18 protein-coding genes and 1 riboswitch are annotated in these 19,050 nt (G+C 49.8%); of the genes, 10 read left to right on the top strand and 8 right to left on the bottom strand.

Annotation, left to right across the window (positions count from 1 at the left end; all coding sequences use genetic code 11):
* Positions 1 to 40: 40 nt before the first annotated feature.
* The gene (locus tag EDM21_RS09695; protein WP_157335089.1) at positions 41 to 199 is read left to right on the top strand and encodes a hypothetical protein; all 159 of its coding nucleotides are present in this window, start codon (positions 41 to 43) and stop codon (positions 197 to 199) included.
* Between the two features lie 452 nt (positions 200 to 651).
* Here EDM21_RS09695 and EDM21_RS09690 read toward each other — a convergent pair whose 3' ends face one another.
* The 4 genes from EDM21_RS09690 to nrdI form a co-directional block, all read right to left on the bottom strand.
* A complete protein-coding gene (locus EDM21_RS09690) occupies positions 652 to 1,401 on the bottom strand; it encodes a sulfite exporter TauE/SafE family protein (RefSeq protein WP_157335087.1) in 750 nt (249 codons plus the stop codon).
* 384 nt (positions 1,402 to 1,785) lie between these two features.
* Positions 1,786 to 2,745: a class 1b ribonucleoside-diphosphate reductase subunit beta gene (gene nrdF, locus EDM21_RS09685; protein WP_157335350.1), complete on the bottom strand. Its 960-nt coding sequence runs from the start codon at positions 2,743 to 2,745 to the stop codon at positions 1,786 to 1,788.
* 195 nt (positions 2,746 to 2,940) lie between these two features.
* Positions 2,941 to 5,025, bottom strand: a complete 2,085-nt coding sequence (gene nrdE, locus EDM21_RS09680; protein ID WP_157335085.1) for a class 1b ribonucleoside-diphosphate reductase subunit alpha — start codon at positions 5,023 to 5,025, stop codon at positions 2,941 to 2,943.
* Entirely contained in the window at positions 5,012 to 5,371 is a 360-nt protein-coding gene (nrdI, locus tag EDM21_RS09675; protein ID WP_157335083.1) for a class Ib ribonucleoside-diphosphate reductase assembly flavoprotein NrdI, read from the bottom strand. The genes nrdE and nrdI overlap by 14 nt, the downstream gene beginning before the upstream one ends.
* Before the next feature lie 337 nt (positions 5,372 to 5,708).
* A riboswitch (cobalamin riboswitch) is annotated at positions 5,709 to 5,905 on the bottom strand.
* A 238-nt stretch (positions 5,906 to 6,143) separates the two neighbouring features.
* Here nrdI and EDM21_RS09670 point away from each other — a divergent pair.
* Positions 6,144 to 7,661 (top strand): FAD-dependent oxidoreductase, encoded by a 1,518-nt coding sequence (locus EDM21_RS09670; RefSeq protein ID WP_166541925.1) that lies wholly within the window; start codon positions 6,144 to 6,146, stop codon positions 7,659 to 7,661.
* A gap of 132 nt (positions 7,662 to 7,793) precedes the next feature.
* Here the strand turns inward: EDM21_RS09670 and EDM21_RS09665 are convergent, their stop codons facing one another.
* The 3 genes from EDM21_RS09665 to EDM21_RS09655 all read right to left on the bottom strand — a co-directional run bounded on the left by EDM21_RS09665 (position 7,794) and on the right by EDM21_RS09655 (position 10,019).
* Positions 7,794 to 8,345 (bottom strand): hypothetical protein, encoded by a 552-nt coding sequence (locus tag EDM21_RS09665; protein ID WP_157335081.1) that lies wholly within the window; start codon positions 8,343 to 8,345, stop codon positions 7,794 to 7,796.
* Between the two features lie 222 nt (positions 8,346 to 8,567).
* Positions 8,568 to 9,521, bottom strand: coding sequence for an aldolase catalytic domain-containing protein (locus EDM21_RS09660; protein WP_068776911.1), 954 nt, complete (start codon positions 9,519 to 9,521; stop codon positions 8,568 to 8,570).
* A 186-nt stretch (positions 9,522 to 9,707) separates the two neighbouring features.
* Positions 9,708 to 10,019 (bottom strand): hypothetical protein, encoded by a 312-nt coding sequence (locus tag EDM21_RS09655; protein WP_157335079.1) that lies wholly within the window; start codon positions 10,017 to 10,019, stop codon positions 9,708 to 9,710.
* 257 nt (positions 10,020 to 10,276) lie between these two features.
* Here EDM21_RS09655 and EDM21_RS09650 point away from each other — a divergent pair, with 257 nt between their 5' ends.
* The gene (locus EDM21_RS09650; protein WP_157335077.1) at positions 10,277 to 10,723 is read left to right on the top strand and encodes a hypothetical protein; all 447 of its coding nucleotides are present in this window, start codon (positions 10,277 to 10,279) and stop codon (positions 10,721 to 10,723) included.
* Positions 10,724 to 11,093: 370 nt separating this feature from the next.
* Here the strand turns inward: EDM21_RS09650 and EDM21_RS09645 are convergent, their stop codons facing one another.
* Complete coding sequence (locus EDM21_RS09645; protein WP_157335075.1) at positions 11,094 to 12,374, bottom strand: BaiN/RdsA family NAD(P)/FAD-dependent oxidoreductase; 1,281 nt, start codon at positions 12,372 to 12,374, stop codon at positions 11,094 to 11,096.
* Between the two features lie 486 nt (positions 12,375 to 12,860).
* On the opposite strand from EDM21_RS09645, the gene EDM21_RS09640 reads away from it, so the two are divergent.
* The 7 genes from EDM21_RS09640 (at position 12,861) to EDM21_RS09615 (ending at position 19,001) form a co-directional block, all read left to right on the top strand.
* Complete coding sequence (locus tag EDM21_RS09640; RefSeq protein ID WP_068776915.1) at positions 12,861 to 13,154, top strand: LiaF transmembrane domain-containing protein; 294 nt, start codon at positions 12,861 to 12,863, stop codon at positions 13,152 to 13,154.
* Positions 13,155 to 13,206: 52 nt separating this feature from the next.
* Positions 13,207 to 13,866 (top strand): PspA/IM30 family protein, encoded by a 660-nt coding sequence (locus EDM21_RS09635; protein WP_157335073.1) that lies wholly within the window; start codon positions 13,207 to 13,209, stop codon positions 13,864 to 13,866.
* A 3-nt stretch (positions 13,867 to 13,869) separates the two neighbouring features.
* Positions 13,870 to 14,397 carry a PspC domain-containing protein gene (locus tag EDM21_RS09630; protein ID WP_157335071.1) on the top strand — a complete coding sequence of 176 codons (528 nt, stop codon included), beginning with the start codon at positions 13,870 to 13,872 and terminating at the stop codon, positions 14,395 to 14,397.
* A 1-nt stretch (position 14,398) separates the two neighbouring features.
* Positions 14,399 to 15,103, top strand: a complete 705-nt coding sequence (locus EDM21_RS09625; RefSeq protein WP_157335069.1) for a PspA/IM30 family protein — start codon at positions 14,399 to 14,401, stop codon at positions 15,101 to 15,103.
* A gap of 253 nt (positions 15,104 to 15,356) precedes the next feature.
* Complete coding sequence (locus tag EDM21_RS25210; protein WP_268893068.1) at positions 15,357 to 15,491, top strand: hypothetical protein; 135 nt, start codon at positions 15,357 to 15,359, stop codon at positions 15,489 to 15,491.
* Positions 15,492 to 15,635: 144 nt separating this feature from the next.
* Positions 15,636 to 16,070, top strand: coding sequence for a BrxA/BrxB family bacilliredoxin (locus EDM21_RS09620; protein WP_068776919.1), 435 nt, complete (start codon positions 15,636 to 15,638; stop codon positions 16,068 to 16,070).
* A 627-nt stretch (positions 16,071 to 16,697) separates the two neighbouring features.
* Complete coding sequence (locus tag EDM21_RS09615; protein WP_157335067.1) at positions 16,698 to 19,001, top strand: glycosyl hydrolase family 18 protein; 2,304 nt, start codon at positions 16,698 to 16,700, stop codon at positions 18,999 to 19,001.
* Positions 19,002 to 19,050 lie beyond the last annotated feature (49 nt).

Here is a 19,050-nt window from a genome sequence, read left to right as displayed (position 1 = left end):
CGCTTGCCATAGTAATCCGAAAGAAGAGGTTGAAAAGACTGTGCTCACATCCACTCTGGATATCGCTTCTTATGAAAAGAACGAATTGGTTCTGGATGCGGATGTCATTGCCGAAGGGAAGGTCATCTCCAAAGAAGTACAGAAAGATTTTGAAGGCTTTCCTGCGACAGACACCAAGATAAAAATGACTAAGGTATAAAAGGAATTCCGGAACAAGAGGTCGAGGTTCGCGTCCGGGGCGGTGAGCTTGGTGATGTCATTTATAAATTTGAAGAGGAAGATGCAATTCCGACCTTTCAAGAAGGAGAGCGAGTCTTCTTATTTCTTACGAGCAATAAGGGAAGCCGTACCGATAAGAATGACTTCGATTACTTTGTGGACGGTCTATATCAAGGGAAATTCAATGAAATAGACGGGAAGTTGAAAAACAAGAAGTTTGAATTTGACTTAAATACGTTTCCACAGGAACTTCAAGCACTAGAAGAATTCAACAAGACGAATAAGATCCGAACAAACACTCTTCCCGAAGGTCAGGAAAGCAAAATATAACTTCGGATGAGAGAATGAGAAGTCTTATTTCCTCTTGTTCATAGAACGAGATGCCGGTCAACAGTACTCTGCAACTGTCCGCCGGCATCTTTTTTTTGTTCATTAACTTTTGGGAAACACCAATACCATTCCGAGCAGGATGATTACTACAAATAAATATCTTTCGAAATTATGGGCCGGAATCCGCTTGTTCAGAAAAACACCGAGTGCGGTAGCGGCGAGGATAGCCGGCAGAGAATAGGCGTAATAAAGGAAGGCGTCGGATGTCCATAATCCTCCGAGTGCATGTCCTATTACAACAAAAACGCCGGATATCAGAAAATGAGCCTGCAAGGTGCCACGAAAGCGATCGGGATTCCAACGCCGCAGAGTCCCATACACCACAACGGGCACACCGTTAAAATTGTAAGCACTGCCGAGCACTCCTGAAGCAAAACCAAAGGGAAGTACCCAGCCGGGATTGTTAAGCAGCGGACGCTGTATGGCGCGTGAGAGATTCTTCTTAAACAAAGAATAGCCTCCGAATGCGATTAAAAAAATGCCGAGTCCTGTCGTAATCACAATTGCAGGAGCCAGATGAAGCAGAGCAAGTCCGGCCGGGATTCCGATTACGGTAGAAACCGCCAGCCGGATCAAGACAGGGCGTTCAATGTGACGCCATCCGCTGAATACGGTCAGCAAAGCTACGGTGAGCCCGGCCAATCCTATCAAAGAAACGGAAGTCTGAAGGGGGATCGGAAGAAGTGCCAGTAACGGCATACTTACGATGGCCTCTCCGAAGCCGAACACCGATTTCATTAAGGCACCTACAGACACCGCCGCGACTATCAGCAGGATCAGTGTGATTTCCATGAAAAAACTCCTTCGCACTTTAGATGTTTCACTATCATAACACGGAGAATTGTTGGATGAAATACGAATTTTAAGCTGCTTATATGGCTGTGTGAGTGCAGGAAAACTACACTGTAATGGTGGGGGATGATGATTTTATTATATCGCCTTAAAAGCTATTTAAGAGGGCGTGAACAGATTTTGGTTTCAAGTTTTTCCTGAGCAGATATTTCAGTATAAAACCAGAATAATAGATCGGTATAATTGTCTATCCGAATGGATTTTATTACATGGCATCCGTAACGAGATAAAAAACAGCCAGAACCTGAATCGGTCCTGGCTGCTTCTTATCCTGTTATTGTAAAGTCATCTATATCTATTTACATGCGAGATGACGCCGACCATCTACACGCCGTCGAACTGGAAGTCGTCGTCGCTCAGCGGCTCCACCTTCAGGGCGCGGACGTAGCCGTTGCCCTTCTTGGAGAAGAAATCATGCTGCTTCGTCTGGGTACGGATGCCGTTCAACACGATCGGATGAACCGGCTCTTCCGGGAAGTACGGGTCGCGGCCCAGGTTCATCAGTGCTTTGTTAGCGTTATACCGCACATAACGCAGCACATCATCCTGCAGGCCGAGCGCCGTGTACAGCTCTTCGGTATAGGCCTTCTCGATCTCGTAGAGCTCCAGAAGCAGCTTGATCTGCTCTTCGGCCGCTTCCTGCTGCTCCTCGGCACTCAGCGAGGCGTGCACTTCCTGTGCCAGCGTACCCACGTACAGGCCGTGGATGCTCTCGTCGCGCAGGATGAGGTCGATGATCTCTCCGCTGTTGGTCATCTTGCCCTGTCCCGCCAAATATAGCGGATAAAAGAAGCCACTGTAGAACAGGTAGCTTTCGAGATAGACGGAAGCCGTCATCGCCAGATAGAGATCTTTCTCGGTCTTGATGCTGTTGTAGTAGCGGTTGATGAGATCCGCCTTCTGCTGCAGGCGTCCGTTCTCTTCTACCCAGCGGAAAATGCCGTCGATCTCTTCATTGCTCGCCAGCGTCGTGAAGATGCTGCTGTACGATTTGGCATGAATCTGTTCCATCATGCCCATGAAGGACAGCACCGCTTTGCGCTGGAGCCCGTCCATGTGCTCGACGAGCCTTGGCATGCCGACGCCGCCTTGAAGCGTGTCGAGCAGCGTCAGGCCCCCCAGCACCTTCTTGTAGACGTCCTGCTCGGCCTGGCTCATCTCGATCCAGACCATCTTATCGTCGGACAGCGGGATTTCTTCTTCCGTCCAGAACTGCATCACATTCTGCTGCCAGAACGACCAAGTATAATCATCATCCGGGCGGTTCCAATTGACTGCTTTCATCATCGCGGGTTCTCTCCTTTAGCTTTCAGGCAATGGATGCTTCTCTAGTTCTCTAGTTCTCTACAGAGAGGCAGCGCATGGAGCGGGATACGTGTATAACGAATTCCGCTATGCGCTGTTCTTGTTTATCGCCCGTACGGGCGTTTTTTTGTGCAACTATCAATCGTGCCGTGTCCTTATTGCATTACAAGCCTTTTATACCGAGCAGCTCAGACATTCTTCAACAGACAAGCGCTTCGTACGCGTGTAGTAGAGAGATTTGAGCCCTTTCTTAGCGGCGTACAAGTAGTTGCGTGCCAGCTCGCGCGTCGAAATATCGCTGTTTACGTGCAGGACCGTCGAGATTCCTTGATCGACATGCTCCTGGATTTCGGCGATCAGATCGATAATTTTGAACGGGTCCATCCGGTAAGCCGATTTATAAAAGAACATATTATCCTTGGACAAGTAAGGCATCGGATAATAAGTCGTCGAGTTCGCATAAGTCCGGGTCTCAATCTGATCTACGATCGGCATCACGCTGGAAGTGGCATTCTGAACGTACGAGATGCTTTGCGTCGGCGCAATGGCCAGGCGGTAAGCGTGATACAAGCCGTGCTTCATGACCTGCTCTTTGAGCGCCTTCCAGTCCTCCGGAGAAGGGAGCGGCATGCCGTCGAATAGAGCCTTCACTTTATCCGCCCCCGGACGGTAGTCTGTCTCTTCGTATTTCGCGAAATAGGTACCCTTCGCATATTCGGAGCGCTCGAAATCGTGGAACGTTATTCCGCGGTCACGCGCGATTTCCATGCTTTTCTCCAGAGAGTAATAATTGATCGCCATGAAAAAAGCACGCGCGAATTCCTTGGCGTCTGCGCTCTCGTAAGCAATCTTGTTCTTGGACAAGTAGCCATGCAGGTTCATGGCGCCAAGACCGACCGAATGCAGCTCCTTGTTCGCTTTGACAACACCCGGCGCGTTGGCGACGGTCGTGTGGTCGCTGACGGAAGTCAGCGCTTCGATGCCCGCGTGAACGGAATCACGGATAGTCCGCGTTTCCATTACATTCACGATGTTAAGCGAAGCGAGGTTGCACGAAATATCCCGGCGGATAATATCGCCTTGACCGTAGTCGCCGATTTCGGTCGTCTCCTGCAGCTGGAAAATCTCCGTGCACAGGTTGGACATTTTGACCTTGCCGATGTCTTTGAGAGCATGACCGCGGTTGGCATTCGACCGGTTCATGATGTAAGGGTAGCCGGATTCCAGCTGAATCACAGCGATTTTGGTCAGCATATCGCGTGCGCTCATGACGATCTTTTTCTTCACTTTCGGGTTCGCGAGCAGCTCGTCATACATCTCGTCGATGTTCATATCGTCGAGATGCCGGCCGTACTCCTTGTAGACGGAGAATGGCGCGAATACATGAAGCGGCTGGTTCTGTTCAGCCAGCTCGTAGAACTTCTGGGGTACGATCAGGCCGATCGACAGCGTCTGGATACGGGATTTCTCGTCCGCGTTAATCTTTTTGCAATCGAGGAATTCGATGACGTCCCATCCGAACACGGAGTAGTAGACGGCGCCAGAGCCTCTGCGCTGGCCCATTTGATCGGCGTAGGAGAAAGCATCCTCCAGCAGCTTCATGACCGGCATGATGCCCTTAGCGGCTCCCTCAACGCCTTTGATAGGCTCGCCGCGTCCGCGAAGCTTCGACATATTGACGGCAACGCCGCCGCCGATTTTGGATAGCTGCATGCAGGTGCCGATGACGTACTGAATGGAATTCAGGGAGTCGTCCATCTCCAGCAGGAAGCAGGACACCATCTCGCCACGGCGGCTGCGCCCCGCATTGAGGAACGTAGGCGTTGCGGGCTGAACGCGCTGCTCGATGATCGCTTTGGCGATTCGGCTTGCTTTGCCGAAGTCGCCTTCTCCGAGATGGAGGGCTACGATAGCCGCGCGGTCTTCGTACGATTCAAGCACCTGCTTCTTATCGTTGGTCCGCAGGGCGTAGTCTTTATAGAATTTGGAAGCGGCCATATAGGATTGAAACTGGAATCCGCTGTCCGCTATTGACTTATGAATGGATTCGATTTGTTCGATCGTATAACGTTCATATACATTCTCATAGAAATCCTCGCCGATCAAATAATCATAACGCTCTTTGATGGTGCCGAATTTCACGGTCTGTCCTTCTATTTCTTCCAGAAAAGCCTCCAAGGCTTCACGGTCTTTCTCTAATCTATAGAATCCGTCTGTTCCCGGTATCATCAGTTCGTTGTTCAGTTCAATATGTCTCAAGATGCTGCACCCCTTCGTGGAATCGTTCTACGTCACCGGTCGTGCCGGATAATTCGAATTTTGCAAGTACAGGTACGCCGTAAGCAGATGAAATGCGGTCTGCGCTCATGGCAAAAGATTGTCCCCAATTCAGGTTGCCGCTTGCGGCGACCCCGCGCAGCAGGGAAGAGTGACGCTTCAGGAAATCCATCACTCTGGCCGGAATTTGACCGAATCCGGTCGTATATGTAACCAGAACAAACGGTTCCTGGATCGACAGGTCTTCTTCAATCCTTACGGCCTGCATGTTCAGTTTGTTGATGAATCGCTGCACATTTCCTGTGCGGGAGTCGTATACAATCAGCATGGGACTCTCTTCCTTTCCACTCTCAAAAATACCGGGCGCGCTGACCTCAAGTGGAGGGTCAGCGCGCCCGGATAGAAGCCGCTCCGTCATGAAGCGGCTTGTGTTTCCCGGCTGCGGCCACCCGTATGCGGTCCGGGTAATCCCGGTTCATACCGATGGCTGAAGTTTCCGCAAGGCGCCGTGCGCCTCCTTCTCATGCGCTCATGCGCGAGAGCCGCACAACTTGCGCCTCTAGCATGCGCGGAATTCGCGTACATGCGCTTTAGAAGGAAACGGGCATCCTGCGGCAGCACAGGAAACAAAAGCTCCGGACACCTCCCTATCTCCCGTAGGTTCAGCGGTGTCTGGCGGACAGGCAGGTCTCCTGGCTTCAGGTTCATCACGGTCCGCCGCCTTCCCGACAAATCTAGTGTCAGTGGCTTGTCTGGCGAACCGTTTCCCTGTGACAGTGGCGGGACCGCGCCGGATTCGCACCGGACTTCCCTCTTAATCCCCTCCCTAGTAGGCGGGGAAACCTGTCCACTCAATATGTAGATGGTAAATATGAATTTACATCAAGATATTGTGGTCTGTCAACCGTTCTAACGTCCTGATCCTAGGTAGAAAAAACGAGGAAAAGGACGAAAACACGGTGATAAACAGCACTAAAACGGCTGTCATTCTCTTTCAAAATTTTTTTAAATTCGACAATAGGCCATACAAAATGTGGGATATTTGGTATACTTGCACGGGGTATTTTTTTCCTTATTTTTTTATGAAAGAGGAGGTTGTCATGAGAGGTATTCATCCGTTTGTATTGTTCTTATTCATGATCGGAATCGGAGTGGCGGGACTTCTATCGGGCTGTGAAGAGAAAAGCAAACCTGCCGTTGTCGTAAACCCGGATAAACCCGATGTGGTTGTCATCGGTTCGGAGATAGAAGGCATCTATTTAGCCCGTGCGGCTGCTGACGAGGGATTATCTGTGGTCATTCTTGATCCGAGAGAGAAGCAGGGCGGGCAGTTGATCCAAGGGGAGATGCTGTATCTGGACGAACCTTTCGATGAGAAAGGCAAATCACTGCTGCAAGGAAGGGTCAAGGAACTGTTCGATGAGTACAAGGATGGCAAGATCCGCAAACCCGAGCAGTTTCAGGCTTATTACAACTCTTTGGCGGAAGGAATTCCGGTAGAATCGGGTATTACGATTACAGACATAGAGCGGACTAACGGCACAGAGTCAGGCAGCCGGAGCATCCAATCCGTTACATACAAGACAAAAAGCGGGGAAATGAAGACAAAGACCGCTAAATACTGGGTAGAGAACACGGATTTCACAGCACTTACGAGTAAGCTGGGCGCAGCAAGGATTCCGGGTGTGGAGACCGTTTTTAATTCCCCTGGCCGGGACTACATGGCTTCGTCCATCATGCTGAAATTCAAAGGAGTGGACTGGAAAGTTTTTCAGAAAGAAGTCGGAGGAATGAGCAAGGCGGAGCGGGAATCGGTCTATGGCGGGAATACGTATGTGAATGGAACGTTCGCTTACGGGCTGGGGAATATAGGGGCCGCCTATAAGCCGAGCCGGGATAATTTCTTCCTTAGAGGATTGAATGTCGTGAATATGCTGGACGGAGAAGCTTTGATCAATGCCCTGCTTGTGTTTAACGTGGACCCCGCTAATCCTGAGAGTGTGAGGCAGGCCATAGAACAGGGCAGGCAAGAAAGCGACCTGGTGGTGCAGCATTTAAGGCAAAAACTGCCGGGCTGGGAGAAAGCAGAAGTCAATGGTTATCCGGAGTATTTGTATATCCGGGACTACGACCGTTACGAGACGCAGTACATTCTGCAGGCGAGCGATGTGCTCAGCGGCCGTATGCATGACGATAACGTCAGTATTGCGGGCTACGCGATCGACTTGCAGGGAACCCGGCATTCCCCATGGGGGACCAGCACCGGCAAGCCGGACAAGTATGGCATGCCGCTTCGTTCCTTCTTGCTTAAGGGCTACTCCAACGTCATCGTTGCAGGCAAAAATGTAGGCGCCTCGGCTGTCGCGTACGGCAGCGCCCGCATCCAGCCCAATACTTCCCTGGCGGGTGAGGTGATCGGCATTATCCTCGGACAGATCGGCAGTGAGAAAGAACTCGCTTCTCTGACCGCTGAGGATATGAGCGAGCTGCATGCTTACATCAAGAAGAAATACGACATTAAGCTGGCCGGAGTGAAGGCTGTGAACAAACTGGAGGGCTACACCGAAGAGGAGCTTGCCAAGATCAACGCGGGTTCAATGTCGATTAAGAAGAAGTAGGAACACTTCGCCGCTTGTAATCACAATCATTTTCTATTTAGGATAGGCAGGCAGATTCCGTAACTTGCAGACAAGTACTCGGTCAAATATATAGACAAAGTTCAAGCTCCTTTTATAAGGAACTTGAACTTTTTACATATGAATGTCTTTATTTCGGCTTTTTTTATACAGTATCGCAAAACCGGTTAGCAACCATTCAATTATATGAAAAACTACAGATATAGTGAGAGCCGACAGAAAATCTTGCAGATAAACTCCGGGAATAAGGGAGGCAAAAAAATAAATAAGCAGCCAGTCTGCAACGATCGTAATAAGCTGCTTGCTGAAAAAAGATAGAGGTCGCTTGAGAAGGGTGCGGGCTGCAGCAACTGTAAGAGGGTGAATAAAAGTTTCAAACAACAGGAAACTGAGTAAAATGAAAACAGAGAAGGTAAACAGGTCACCCGCAGCACTAAAACGGATTAAGGTACTGGTATTTTCAAGACTTTGGAAGAATGTCATATATAGAAAAGCAAATCCTGTTATCTGCCCCAGGATGAGCAGCGATAGAATAGGTATGGCCCATATTTCCGTCTTCCAGGCAGGCTTGGTTTCACGATTTCTTCGCGCTATGTAATTGATTACAAGATTTAATGCACAGAATAGAAAAAGCAGCAGTCCGGATAACAAGACATAAGGGTTCATAGGGTCCTCCAGGAGCAATGGGATAATACGTTTTCCGCAAATTTATAACAAATTTATAAATAGATTTAGAACACATACCCGGAGATGAACATATTTTAAATGCAATAACCTAAAATTACCATTCGCTTTTATTTATATCAACTTATCCTGTCGCTGCTGCAAACAACAAAAAGTCTCCTCCATAATGGAAGAGACCTTTTGCGCTATTCATTATTAAGAAGATTAATTATTCGTAATGATTTCAGGTGTTGTCAGCTTATCGTAGAAATCAACGTACTTATCTTTTTCTGCTGTATTGCGAAGAGCCATGGCTACACGCGGATGCTCGTTAAGGGTACCAGCAATCATGTAAGGGATAATGTAGCCCCACTCGACTTTCTCGCGCATTGGAATCAGATGATTCTCAATCAGTTCAAGAATAGGACGCACGTCGTAACGCGGGTTTTTGAGGTAGCTGACAATGAGTTCGGTCGGACAGTTTCCTGCTGCGCGGCCCATTCCGTAGACGGAAGTGTCGAGGAACTCAACACCCTTCTCAGCCCCTACGATCGTATTGGAGAATGCGAGCTGCATGTTGTTATGCATATGCAGGCCGAGTTTTTTCTCAGGAAGCAGACGCTGGAATTTGTTAACCATGTAATCAATGTCTTTGTGGTTCATGCTGCCGTAGGAATCGACCACATACACAACGTCGACCGGGCTTCTGTTAATAAGCTCGAAAGCTTCATTAAGCTCGTTCTCCATTACATGGGAGAGCGCCATAATATTCAGTGTTGTTTCGTAACCCATGTTGTTGAACTTTTGTACCAGCTCCAGCCCCTTGTCCACATCTTTGATGTAGGAAGCGACACGGATTAAATCCAGTTGGCTTTGCTCACGCGGGAGAATGTCGTTCTCATCCACACGGCCGATATCAACGAGCGCGGAGAGTTTCGTATCCGTTTTCGTTGTGATGACTTCACGCAGGAAGTCTTCGTTCAGAAAACGCCATGGACCGGCATTGTCGCTTTTCAGCAGCTTGGCTGAATTTTTGTAACCGATCTCCATATATTCAACGCCGGCTTCATTCAAACCGCGATACATATCCTGGACAAATTGCACGCTAAAATCCCAATTGTTGACGAGTCCTCCGTCGCGTATTGTACAATCGAGAATTTTATGCTGATCGTGTTTCATTTCGTTGCCCTCCAAAGCCTCATCCGGCTCAATATTTTGCTATATTATCACGCATCCCGCACAGCTTGTCAATTCATGACACGAAAATGTTTTGTAAATTTTGTAAAAAAACCAGGAAGGACCTTCTCCGTATCCGAAAGTCCGCCCTATTTTCAGAGGAGTGCGGCAAAGCTTCTGCGGTCGATGCTACTTGACCAGGATGATTTTCCCGATAAATGGAAGCGGTTTCATTCTACCGTCATGCGCATTCCGGATTCCGACAATCATGAGCGCAATAGCTGTAATATCGATAAAAGGCATAAGAAGCTGTTCGGCAGCTGGCGGCAGCGCAGCCAAGAAGATATGCGAACCGATGGCGCACAGAAGAAGAACCAGTCCCTGATTAGCGTGATACATGGCGAACCGGGATTGCCGGGCAATCATGAGCGGCAGCCAGAAGAACAGATAGGCAGACATAGCGGCATTCTTGTTGCTGTCGATATCAGTAGGATTGTGCATAGACGACACCTCACACGCGGAATCGAGATACGTACCTTACAATACCTGTGATACTTCTACTATAGAATATGTTTAACCTGTTTGGGAAGCATTGGACGCACCTATTTTTGGAATATACAGTAAATTTGGGGGGAGGGCTTGGAATTTGGTTCATCCAGTATCAAAAGAAAGGTTCTTGCGGACAATAAATACGACCGCGGTTTTCTTGCTAGGTGTAGGGGATGCTGCGGATTGAACTTATGTGAAAGGATATTTCTATGAGTGATATACCCATTTTCTTTGAATTTCCGCAGGAGCAGGCACTAAGGCTTGCTTATGATACGTTATGTGAGCTCGGCTACCGCCCTGGCATAAGTATGGAAACCGCTAAGCCAACGCTGCATATTCATGTGGAAGGTCAAGATCTGTCCTCCGCTTTGCAGATTGCTCAAGCGAGCGGGGGAGAATTACGTGTGAGTGAAGCGGAAGATTACCAGGAGGCGCAGCTGTACAGCTCCGCTTACGATTTGGATCACATTCGTATTCCCGCACATTTAGTCACTGATCCGGAAAGCGACGCGGAGGGGAATTTGCGGGAGAAGCCCGGCTTCAGCGGCCGTTCTGATGCGAATCCCGACCCGGCGGGATCCTACGAAGAGCCTCAATCCGGTTTCGATCCTTCAAATGATGACTATGACGGATTTCAGGCGGGTATCCATATTTAAATGAGATCTAAATCGAATCGGCTCCGATTCAATCTGTGTCCGCTATGCTGAAAGCTTTATCTGCCGGATACGATCAACCTCAGCTGCCCGACCTTGCGGGTCAGACGGCAGAACGTTATTTTCCCGCTTGCCGTTAAAGGGTCGCATTTGCGCTGAGCAAGTCCGACGGGCTGACGCTCTGGCATGCTGTCTTAAGCGATACCGGAGCCGCACTGATTTCTCAATCGTATGAGCCTCATTTCAGGCACCCCAAAATCCCGTTCCTCTCAGGAAGCGGGATTTTTCAGGCGCTCTTTCGGCCAGCAGGCTGTTCTGGACACAGATTGATTGCAGCTTGCTGTGCGGACGCCTCGCGCCCCGGGACATGTTCTTATGACTCTGCCGCTGAATCGGCAGCGAACATAGCCGCATGCTTGCCTGCTGTATATCCGGTCGCAAAAGCAGCGGTAATGTTATATCCGCCTGTGTATCCATGGATATCGAGCACTTCTCCGCAGAAGAACAGTCCTCCGGCCAGCTTGGATTCCATCGTTTTAGGATCGATTTCCTTCAAATTAACGCCGCCACCCGTTACAAAAGCTTCTTCAATCGACAGCGTACCATTTACCCGTACAGGGAAAGCCTTCATCAGCTTGCAAAGCTCCATCCAATTCTGCTTTGGGATGTTGTCGTGGGTAGTGGCCTCGTTCAGTCCGGCTTTTTTTAACAGGATAGGAATGATCCGTTCAGAGACATAGCTTTTAAGAACGTTTTTGATCGCCTTTTTGGATTCCGCTTTAGTAAGAGCGAGTGTCGCTTCATAAATCTCTTCCGTGTTCTTATCGGGGAACATATCAATGGTGACCAGCACACTCTCTGCCTGGGATTTCACGAGTTCTTTGACGACAAACTGGCTGCAGCGCAGAGAAATCGGCCCGGACAGCCCGAAATGGGTAAAAATCATGTCTCCCTGGTGGGTAATCAGCTTCTTGCCCTTGGCATTCCATACGGTCATAGCCGCCTCACGCAGGGACAACCCCTGAAGCTCCTTGCTTTGGATGAAAGCTGAACTGGATGTAAGCGGCACCTCGGTCGGAAACAGATCCGTAATGGTATGCCCGGCATCTTCCGCCCAAGCATAGCCGTCTCCGGTAGAGCCCGTTTGTGGGACGGATTTGCCGCCTGATGCCACGATGACGCAACGGCTGTGCAGAAGCTCGCCCGATTTAAGACGCACGCCTTCAACGCTGCCATCCCGGTATAGAACGCGGTCTACCGGACTGTTCGTACGGATCTGAACGCCTTGTTTGCGCACCTGGCCGACGAGTGTCTCTACAACGGTCTTAGCTTTATCGGTGACGGGAAACATTCTTCCGTTGTCTTCTTCTTTGAGCGCGATTCCGAGATCTTCAAAAAAAGCGATAATATCTTGATTATTAAAATGAGAGAATGCACTATGGAGAAAACGTCCGTTGCCTGGAATATGGCGGATAAGTTCATCCTGTTCTTTGTTGTTCGTTACATTGCATCTGCCTCCGCCGGAAATCCCCAGCTTTCGTCCCAGCTTCTCACCTTTATCCAACAGAAGCACCCGGGCTCCGCCTGAACTGGCTGCTACTGCGGCCATTAATCCGGCAGAGCCGCCGCCTATTATTATCACATCGTAAATCATATCAAACTCCTGAACTCAAATTTTCTTCGATCATATCACGGATCGTTTTCATTTCAAAGAATACCCGGCCGGAGAGGACCATTCAGAGAGAAATCAGTTTCTTAAGATCACCGGCGTGTTTGCTAAGTTTTGGAACTGGGTTTGGAACGCCAGGCATTCTCACACGTATTCCTTAGTATGAAATAAAACGGCTCTTCTTATTTCTTTGCGCAATGAGAGGAAGAGCATTAAGCGGCTTCGGGTATGGGGCGATGGTTTACTGGGCTGATGGTTACCCGGGTTGATAGTCATTCGTGTTAATCGTCCCGCATCAGCAGGATCTTGGCGGCTTTTCCTTAGCTAAAGCCTGGTGTTGCCCTAAGGTCTGATGCCCTCCCCGACTTAAGTCCAGGATCAAAAACCGCCGCGAGTCCGTTTTGGCAGATGCTGATGTCGTCTAGAATAAAGACATGAGAACGAACAATGAAAGGCGGTGACAAACAAAAGATGAAACGAAACCCTAACATGGGCCTCGCACTCGTACTGATTGTTTTCGGAGCTTGGATGATCCTCAATATGCTGGGCATTCACCTCGGACCGATCATGAGCTATTTGATCCCAATCGCGATGGTTGTCATCGGATATATGGGCATTAAGAGAGGAAGCAAGCTGGGCTGGGTCATTGCCCTCTTCGGTATCTTTGCTCTTCTGGGCAAAATGACGACCTTGTTTATTATCCTGATCGCTGTCGCCATGATCGCATTCGGCGTATCGATGCTAAAAGGCACTTCAAACACATAAGCCGAACCAGCCACTATCCTAACATGCTGATTAAAAAGAAGGTGGTAATAAGATGAGTATCTTAAAAAGAATCCGAGATATAACCGTTGCAACACTGAACGAGCGGTTGGAAGAAAGTGAAGATCCTATCCGCCTGATCGATCAATACCTCGCATCCAAAAGAGAGCAGCTCATGCAGAGCGAGCGTTTGCACCAGCAGTGCACGGCACACGCTACTTCGCTCAGACATCAATACCTCTCCGCTCTTGAAACGAAGGAGAAACGCGAGCAGCAGGCATCGCTGGCCCTTAAGGCAGGCGAAGAGCAGATGGCCCGGGTTATCCTGCACGAGAAGCTTCAGGCGGAAGAGCGCAGCGATCAGTATAAGAAGCTGTACGAGGAAGCCAGACAGTCCGCGGCAGAGCTTGAGGAAGAGCTCCAAATCATGCGAGCCGACTTCCAGGAAGTGCTTAACAAGCGCGGCTATTATTTGGCCCGTATCGAATCCGCCCGCTTACAACAGCGGATGCACGCCCGTCTGGGCCACGATAACAGCTCATCGCCCCGCATGTTCTACCGGATGGAAGATCATGTAAGCGACATTGAGATGGAGACGAACGCTTTGCGTGATGTCCGCCGCTCAACCCGCGGAGGCTATTCCGAGAATAACCACCCGGCATTAGAGAAGGAGCTCGAAGCGCTTCGGCGCAAGATTAGTCAGGAGGAGTCCTAATTCATGAGAAAACTATACCGCTCGCGTACCGACAAGAAAGTAACCGGGCTTTGCGGCGGACTCGCAGAAGTTCTGAATGTGGATGCGACCCTGCTGCGACTGCTTACAGTCGTTGCGGTCTTCATCACCAGCGGTTCGCTGATTCTGCTTTACTTCATTGCCAGCTTTATCGTTCCTAAAGAGCCGGGATTCGATCCTCCGCGCGGTCCTTACGGCGGCGGCCCCTACGGCGGTCACCCAAACGGCGGCTACGGTGGCAACTATGGCGGCAACAATTATGGTGCTCCAAGCGGAAATCAGAACTATAATAACGGCGGCTGGAACGACAAGAATTTCAAGAACTACAAGCAGGAACCTCCTGCGGGTTCGTCGTATGGAGCGTCCGCACCTAAAGCCGATAACATTGACGAAATGATGAAAGATATCGAGAAGAAGGCTATGAAGAAAGAAATTGAAGAGCTCCGCAGTAAACTGGAGCGTCTTGAGAAACAGCAGAAGCCATCTAACAACCAATTCAAAGGAGATGTATAACATGGGAGTTTTTTCGAGAATTAAAGATATGACGAAGGCGTCGATTCATGAGGTATTGGACAAGGTAGAAGATCCGGTCGTTATGCTCAACCAATATATCCGTGACATGGAAGAGGAAATTGCCAAAGCTGAAGTGACCGTTGCTAAGCAAATCGCCAACGAGCGTAAGCTGAAGCAGCGTCTGGAAGAAAGCGTCCGCCTGTCCGCTGACCGCGAAGGCAAAGCCGCTGCAGCACTTAAGGATGGACAGGAAGAAGCTGCCCGTCATGCACTGGAAGAGAAGCTGTATCACGATGAGAAAATCGCCGAGTTTACAGACCTTCACACTTCCTCCAAAGGACAGGCGGAAGAACTGACTCATCAGCTGCACCAGATGAAAGACGAGTATTACAAGCTGCGCAACAAGCGCAACGAGCTTGCGGCACGCACCCAACTCGCTAAAGCGAAGAAGCAAATGGCGCAAGTCAGCTACAACGGTGTAATCGAGAGCGGCAACGCCTCAAGAGGCTTCCAGCGCATCGAGGAGAAAATCATTCAGCTTGAAGTTGAAGCTGAAATCTCCCGCAAGCCTTATGTTCCGGCTTCCGGCTACGGCGTATCCTCTTCAAGCAGCTACAACCCGGCTGATTCTGCGAAACAAGCCAAGGTTGACGAGCAGCTCCAGAAGCTGAAAGCCAAAATCGGCGGGACTGACAAGTCCGAGTAATTCAAGGGAAGGGGCAGCCGGCAATTCTGAGCAGGAATAGCCGGGCCTGCTGCTGAACATCACACACCTTTTGCACGAATTCAACGCGACATTCCAATATGCTTGGGCCTTCGGAGATCGGACTCCGGAGGCTCTTTTTTTATATAATCCGTGCAAGTAAAGAGGTGGAGGAAGATCGCGCCGTATAGAAGAGTCCGAATGACGGAGGGCCAAAGGGCGCATACTAGCAGTAAAATGGAAGGGAGATGAGTACATGACCCGCAACAACAGCAACAATTCCAAAGCCCAGGATATTCAGGAAAAAGAAAATAAAAACGGAAAGACAGGGGCCGATCCGACCGGAACCCATGACAAGAAATTGAATGGTCCTAATTTTCCTGCTACCTAGGACAGGAGCCTGATAAACAATTCCAATTCCCATTAATTGGGCGGCGGAATGAGTTTGCCCTTTGCTTTCGCCTCCCCCGGCTGTATAATATAAATGGAAATCTAATAATGTCCATGACATTGATCACAGGGGAGTGAACCAATTATGGTGATGTCTTTTGACTCATATATGAGAGACATGGTACAGCCAATGCGTGAGGATCTGACCAGAGTCGGTGTGAAAGAACTGCTGACGCCGGAACAGGTAACAGAGGCGCTGGAGCAATCCAAAGGCACGCTGCTGCTTGTTATTAACTCGGTATGCGGTTGTGCAGCCGGTCAATGCCGTCCTGGTGTTGCCAAGGCTTTGCAGAACGAAACAACGCCGGACCATTTGTATACGGTTTTTGCAGGCCAAGAGAAAGAAGCGACTGCCAAGGCACGTGAGTATCTGGCACCGTATCCGCCTTCGTCGCCGTCTATCGCGCTGTTCAAAGACGGACAACTGGTGCACTTTATTCAACGTCACCAGATTGAAGATCGTTCCGCTGATATGATTGCCGGCGATCTCATTGACGCATTCGATAAATATTGCAAATAAGACAAGCCAATCACGGCTTAATCTTTTGAAGAAGCCCATCTCCCCTTTGTCTTAAAGAGGAGGGGCTTTTTTTTATTTGTGCCAAAAGAAGAAATAGCAAGTGACGGAATCATATCAATTTCCTGTAAATGGTAGCATGGAACTAGTATGTTGAGCATTTTAGACTATAGCCACAGGTAGTACATTTCGTTAAAGTTACGATATAAAGAGAGCGTTTTCATAACGGCGGCAGAAGGAGGTCCTTGTGACTTTCTCATCGCGCTCAAAATGCAGCTTCCGGTACAAAACGCGAGTGGGTGTAAGAGTGAGCTGAATCCAGGCACGCGGGCGCCTTACTGTCCAGATCGGACCGTATTCTTTCTTTAAAGAGAATATATGTCTGATGACATGAAGTGCGGTCGCGGATGGCGGTGTGAAAAACTGCCGGTATGGAGGAGGTGAATGAACTCAATTTGTGCGTCGGTAAGAATTTCAACCTTTTATGAAAGCGTTTTCTTTTGTCGGTTTTATTCCTGTAATGAATCTATTATGAGCTGAGTGCTTACACAAAGGTAGGGCGAATCGTGAATTCATGAATCCGTTATTTATAGCTTTACTAGACTAAGTGAGAAAGAAGGGAATATTAATATGCGTTCTAAGAGAGTTAAAGCCGCCCTTGTGGGCTTATTAGCTGTGCTGTGTACGTTTACGCCTCTGCTCGGAGCGGGAGGCAGTCCCGTTCAAGCTGCGGCTGCAGACAGCAGCCAGAAAATCGTCGGGTATTTTACTTCATGGGGAATTTACGGGCGCAATTATAAAGTATCCGATATCGATGCAACGAAATTGACGCACCTCAACTATGCGTTTGCGGATATTTGCTGGGGCGGTCGTCACGGCAATCCGTCACAGGACAGTCCGAACAAGAATACATGGTCTTGTACAGACCCGGCTGTTCCTCTTCAGAACAAGCAGGTTCCTAACGGAACTATCGTGGTGGGCGAGCCCTGGGCGGATGTGAATACCCCTTACGGCAGCTACACCTACGATGAGTGCAATACCAAGGCGCTCTGCGGTAATTTTGCGGCGATGCGCGATCTGAAGAAAAAGAATCCTTCGCTCAAGACACTCATTTCCGTAGGAGGCTGGACTTGGTCCAACCGCTTCTCCGAGACGGCGGCGAGCGCTGCCACGCGCGAGACTTTCGCCAATTCAGCGGTTGAATTCATCCGTGCCTACGGTTTTGACGGAGTGGACCTCGACTGGGAGTATCCGGTGGCCGGCGGTTTGGCGGGCAACACGTACAGTCCTTCGGACAAGCAGAATTATACGCTGCTGCTCCAGAAAGTCCGCGAGAAGCTCGACGCGGCCGGCGCTCAGGATGGCAAGAAGTACCTGCTGACGATTGCTTCCGGCGCGAGCCAGAAGTACGCCGACAACACCCAGCTGGCTGAAATCGCCAAAGTGCTTGATTGGATCAACATCATGACGTATGACTTCCATGGCGGCTGGGAAACCGAGACGAACCACAATGCAGCGCTGTATGTAGATCCGAACGATCCGACGGTCGGCGACAAGCGCAAATATAACACCAACGATGCGGTGCAAATTTATCTGAACGAAGGCGTTCCCGCGAATAAAATCGTACTGGGGCTGGCCTTCTACGGTAAAGGGTGGAAGGGCTGCGCCCCCGGTCCGAACAATGACGGGCAATACCAGAAGTGTACGCCGGGCTGGGACGGCAGCACGCTGCCTACAGGGACATGGGATGACTGGACATCCGGGAACAGCGGAACGTTCGATTACGGCGATCTCGCCGCGAACTATGTAGGCAAGAACGGATACACGCGTTACTGGAACGATACAACCAAGACGCCGTACCTGTTTAACCCGACGAACGGAGTCTTTATCAGCTACGACGATATTCAATCCATTGGAGCCAAGACGGCTTACATCAAAAGCAAGGGTCTTGGCGGCGCCATGTTCTGGGAAACAAGCTCAGACTGCCGCACAAGTCCCAAGTTCTCTTGTACGACCAAGCTGCTGGATAAAGTAGCCAGCGATTTATTGACAGGAGGCCCTGTACAACCGGATACACAGGCTCCTACAGCGGCAACGAACCTCACATCGCCTTCCAAAACAGCAAACAGCGTAGCACTGAGCTGGACGGCTGCCACGGATAATGTTGCGGTAACAGGCTATGAGGTTTCCTACGGCACCAACAAAGTAACGGTGACAGGGACTACTGCCAACATTACAGGCCTTCAGCCGTCGACGGCGTATACATTCGCCGTAAAAGCGAAGGATGCGGCTGGTAATTTGTCTGCCCCGGTATCCGTTACCGTGACAACAAATGCAGGCGGCGCTCAGCCGGACACGCAGGCGCCTTCAGCGGTAACGAATCTGGTTTCCACGGGTAAAACAGCAAACAGTGTCGCGCTCAGCTGGGCAGCCGCTACGGATAACGTAGGAGTCACCGGCTACGAAGTCGCTTACGGCACGAATGTAGTGAACGCTGCCGGCACGAGTACTAACGTAACAGGCCTGCAGCCGAACACGGCCTACACGTTTACCGTAAAGGCCAAAGATGCGGCAGGCAACCTGTCTGCCCCGGCTTCTGTTACCGTTACGACGGACACCGGCACGACTAATCCGGGCCCCGGAGTCGAGTCTACTTTTAAAGTAACAAGCGATTGGGGAACGGGTTACAACTACAGCTTCTCCATCAAAAATACCGGTACAACGGCAATTACCAACTGGAAATTAGAGTTTGACTATGCCGGCGGCGATATCAATGCGATTTGGGATGCTACGATTGTCAGCAAAACCAACAATCATTATGTGATTAAAGGTACCGGATGGAACAGCACGCTTCAACCGGGTGCTACCGTTACTTTCGGCGGCGGCGGGATCGTGAAATCAACGCCTACGAACATTACAGTTACAAGTAACTAAGACGTCAGACTTGAGAGGGTAACCTGAGAAAGCCGCTAAGAAAACCGCT

Origin of the sequence: Paenibacillus lutrae (assembly GCF_009757775.1) — a bacterium.
GTDB lineage: Bacteria > Bacillota > Bacilli > Paenibacillales > NBRC-103111 > Paenibacillus_F > Paenibacillus_F lutrae.
The sequence above is the reverse complement of the archived record's forward strand: the minus strand, read 5'-3'. Positions and strand labels throughout refer to the sequence as shown.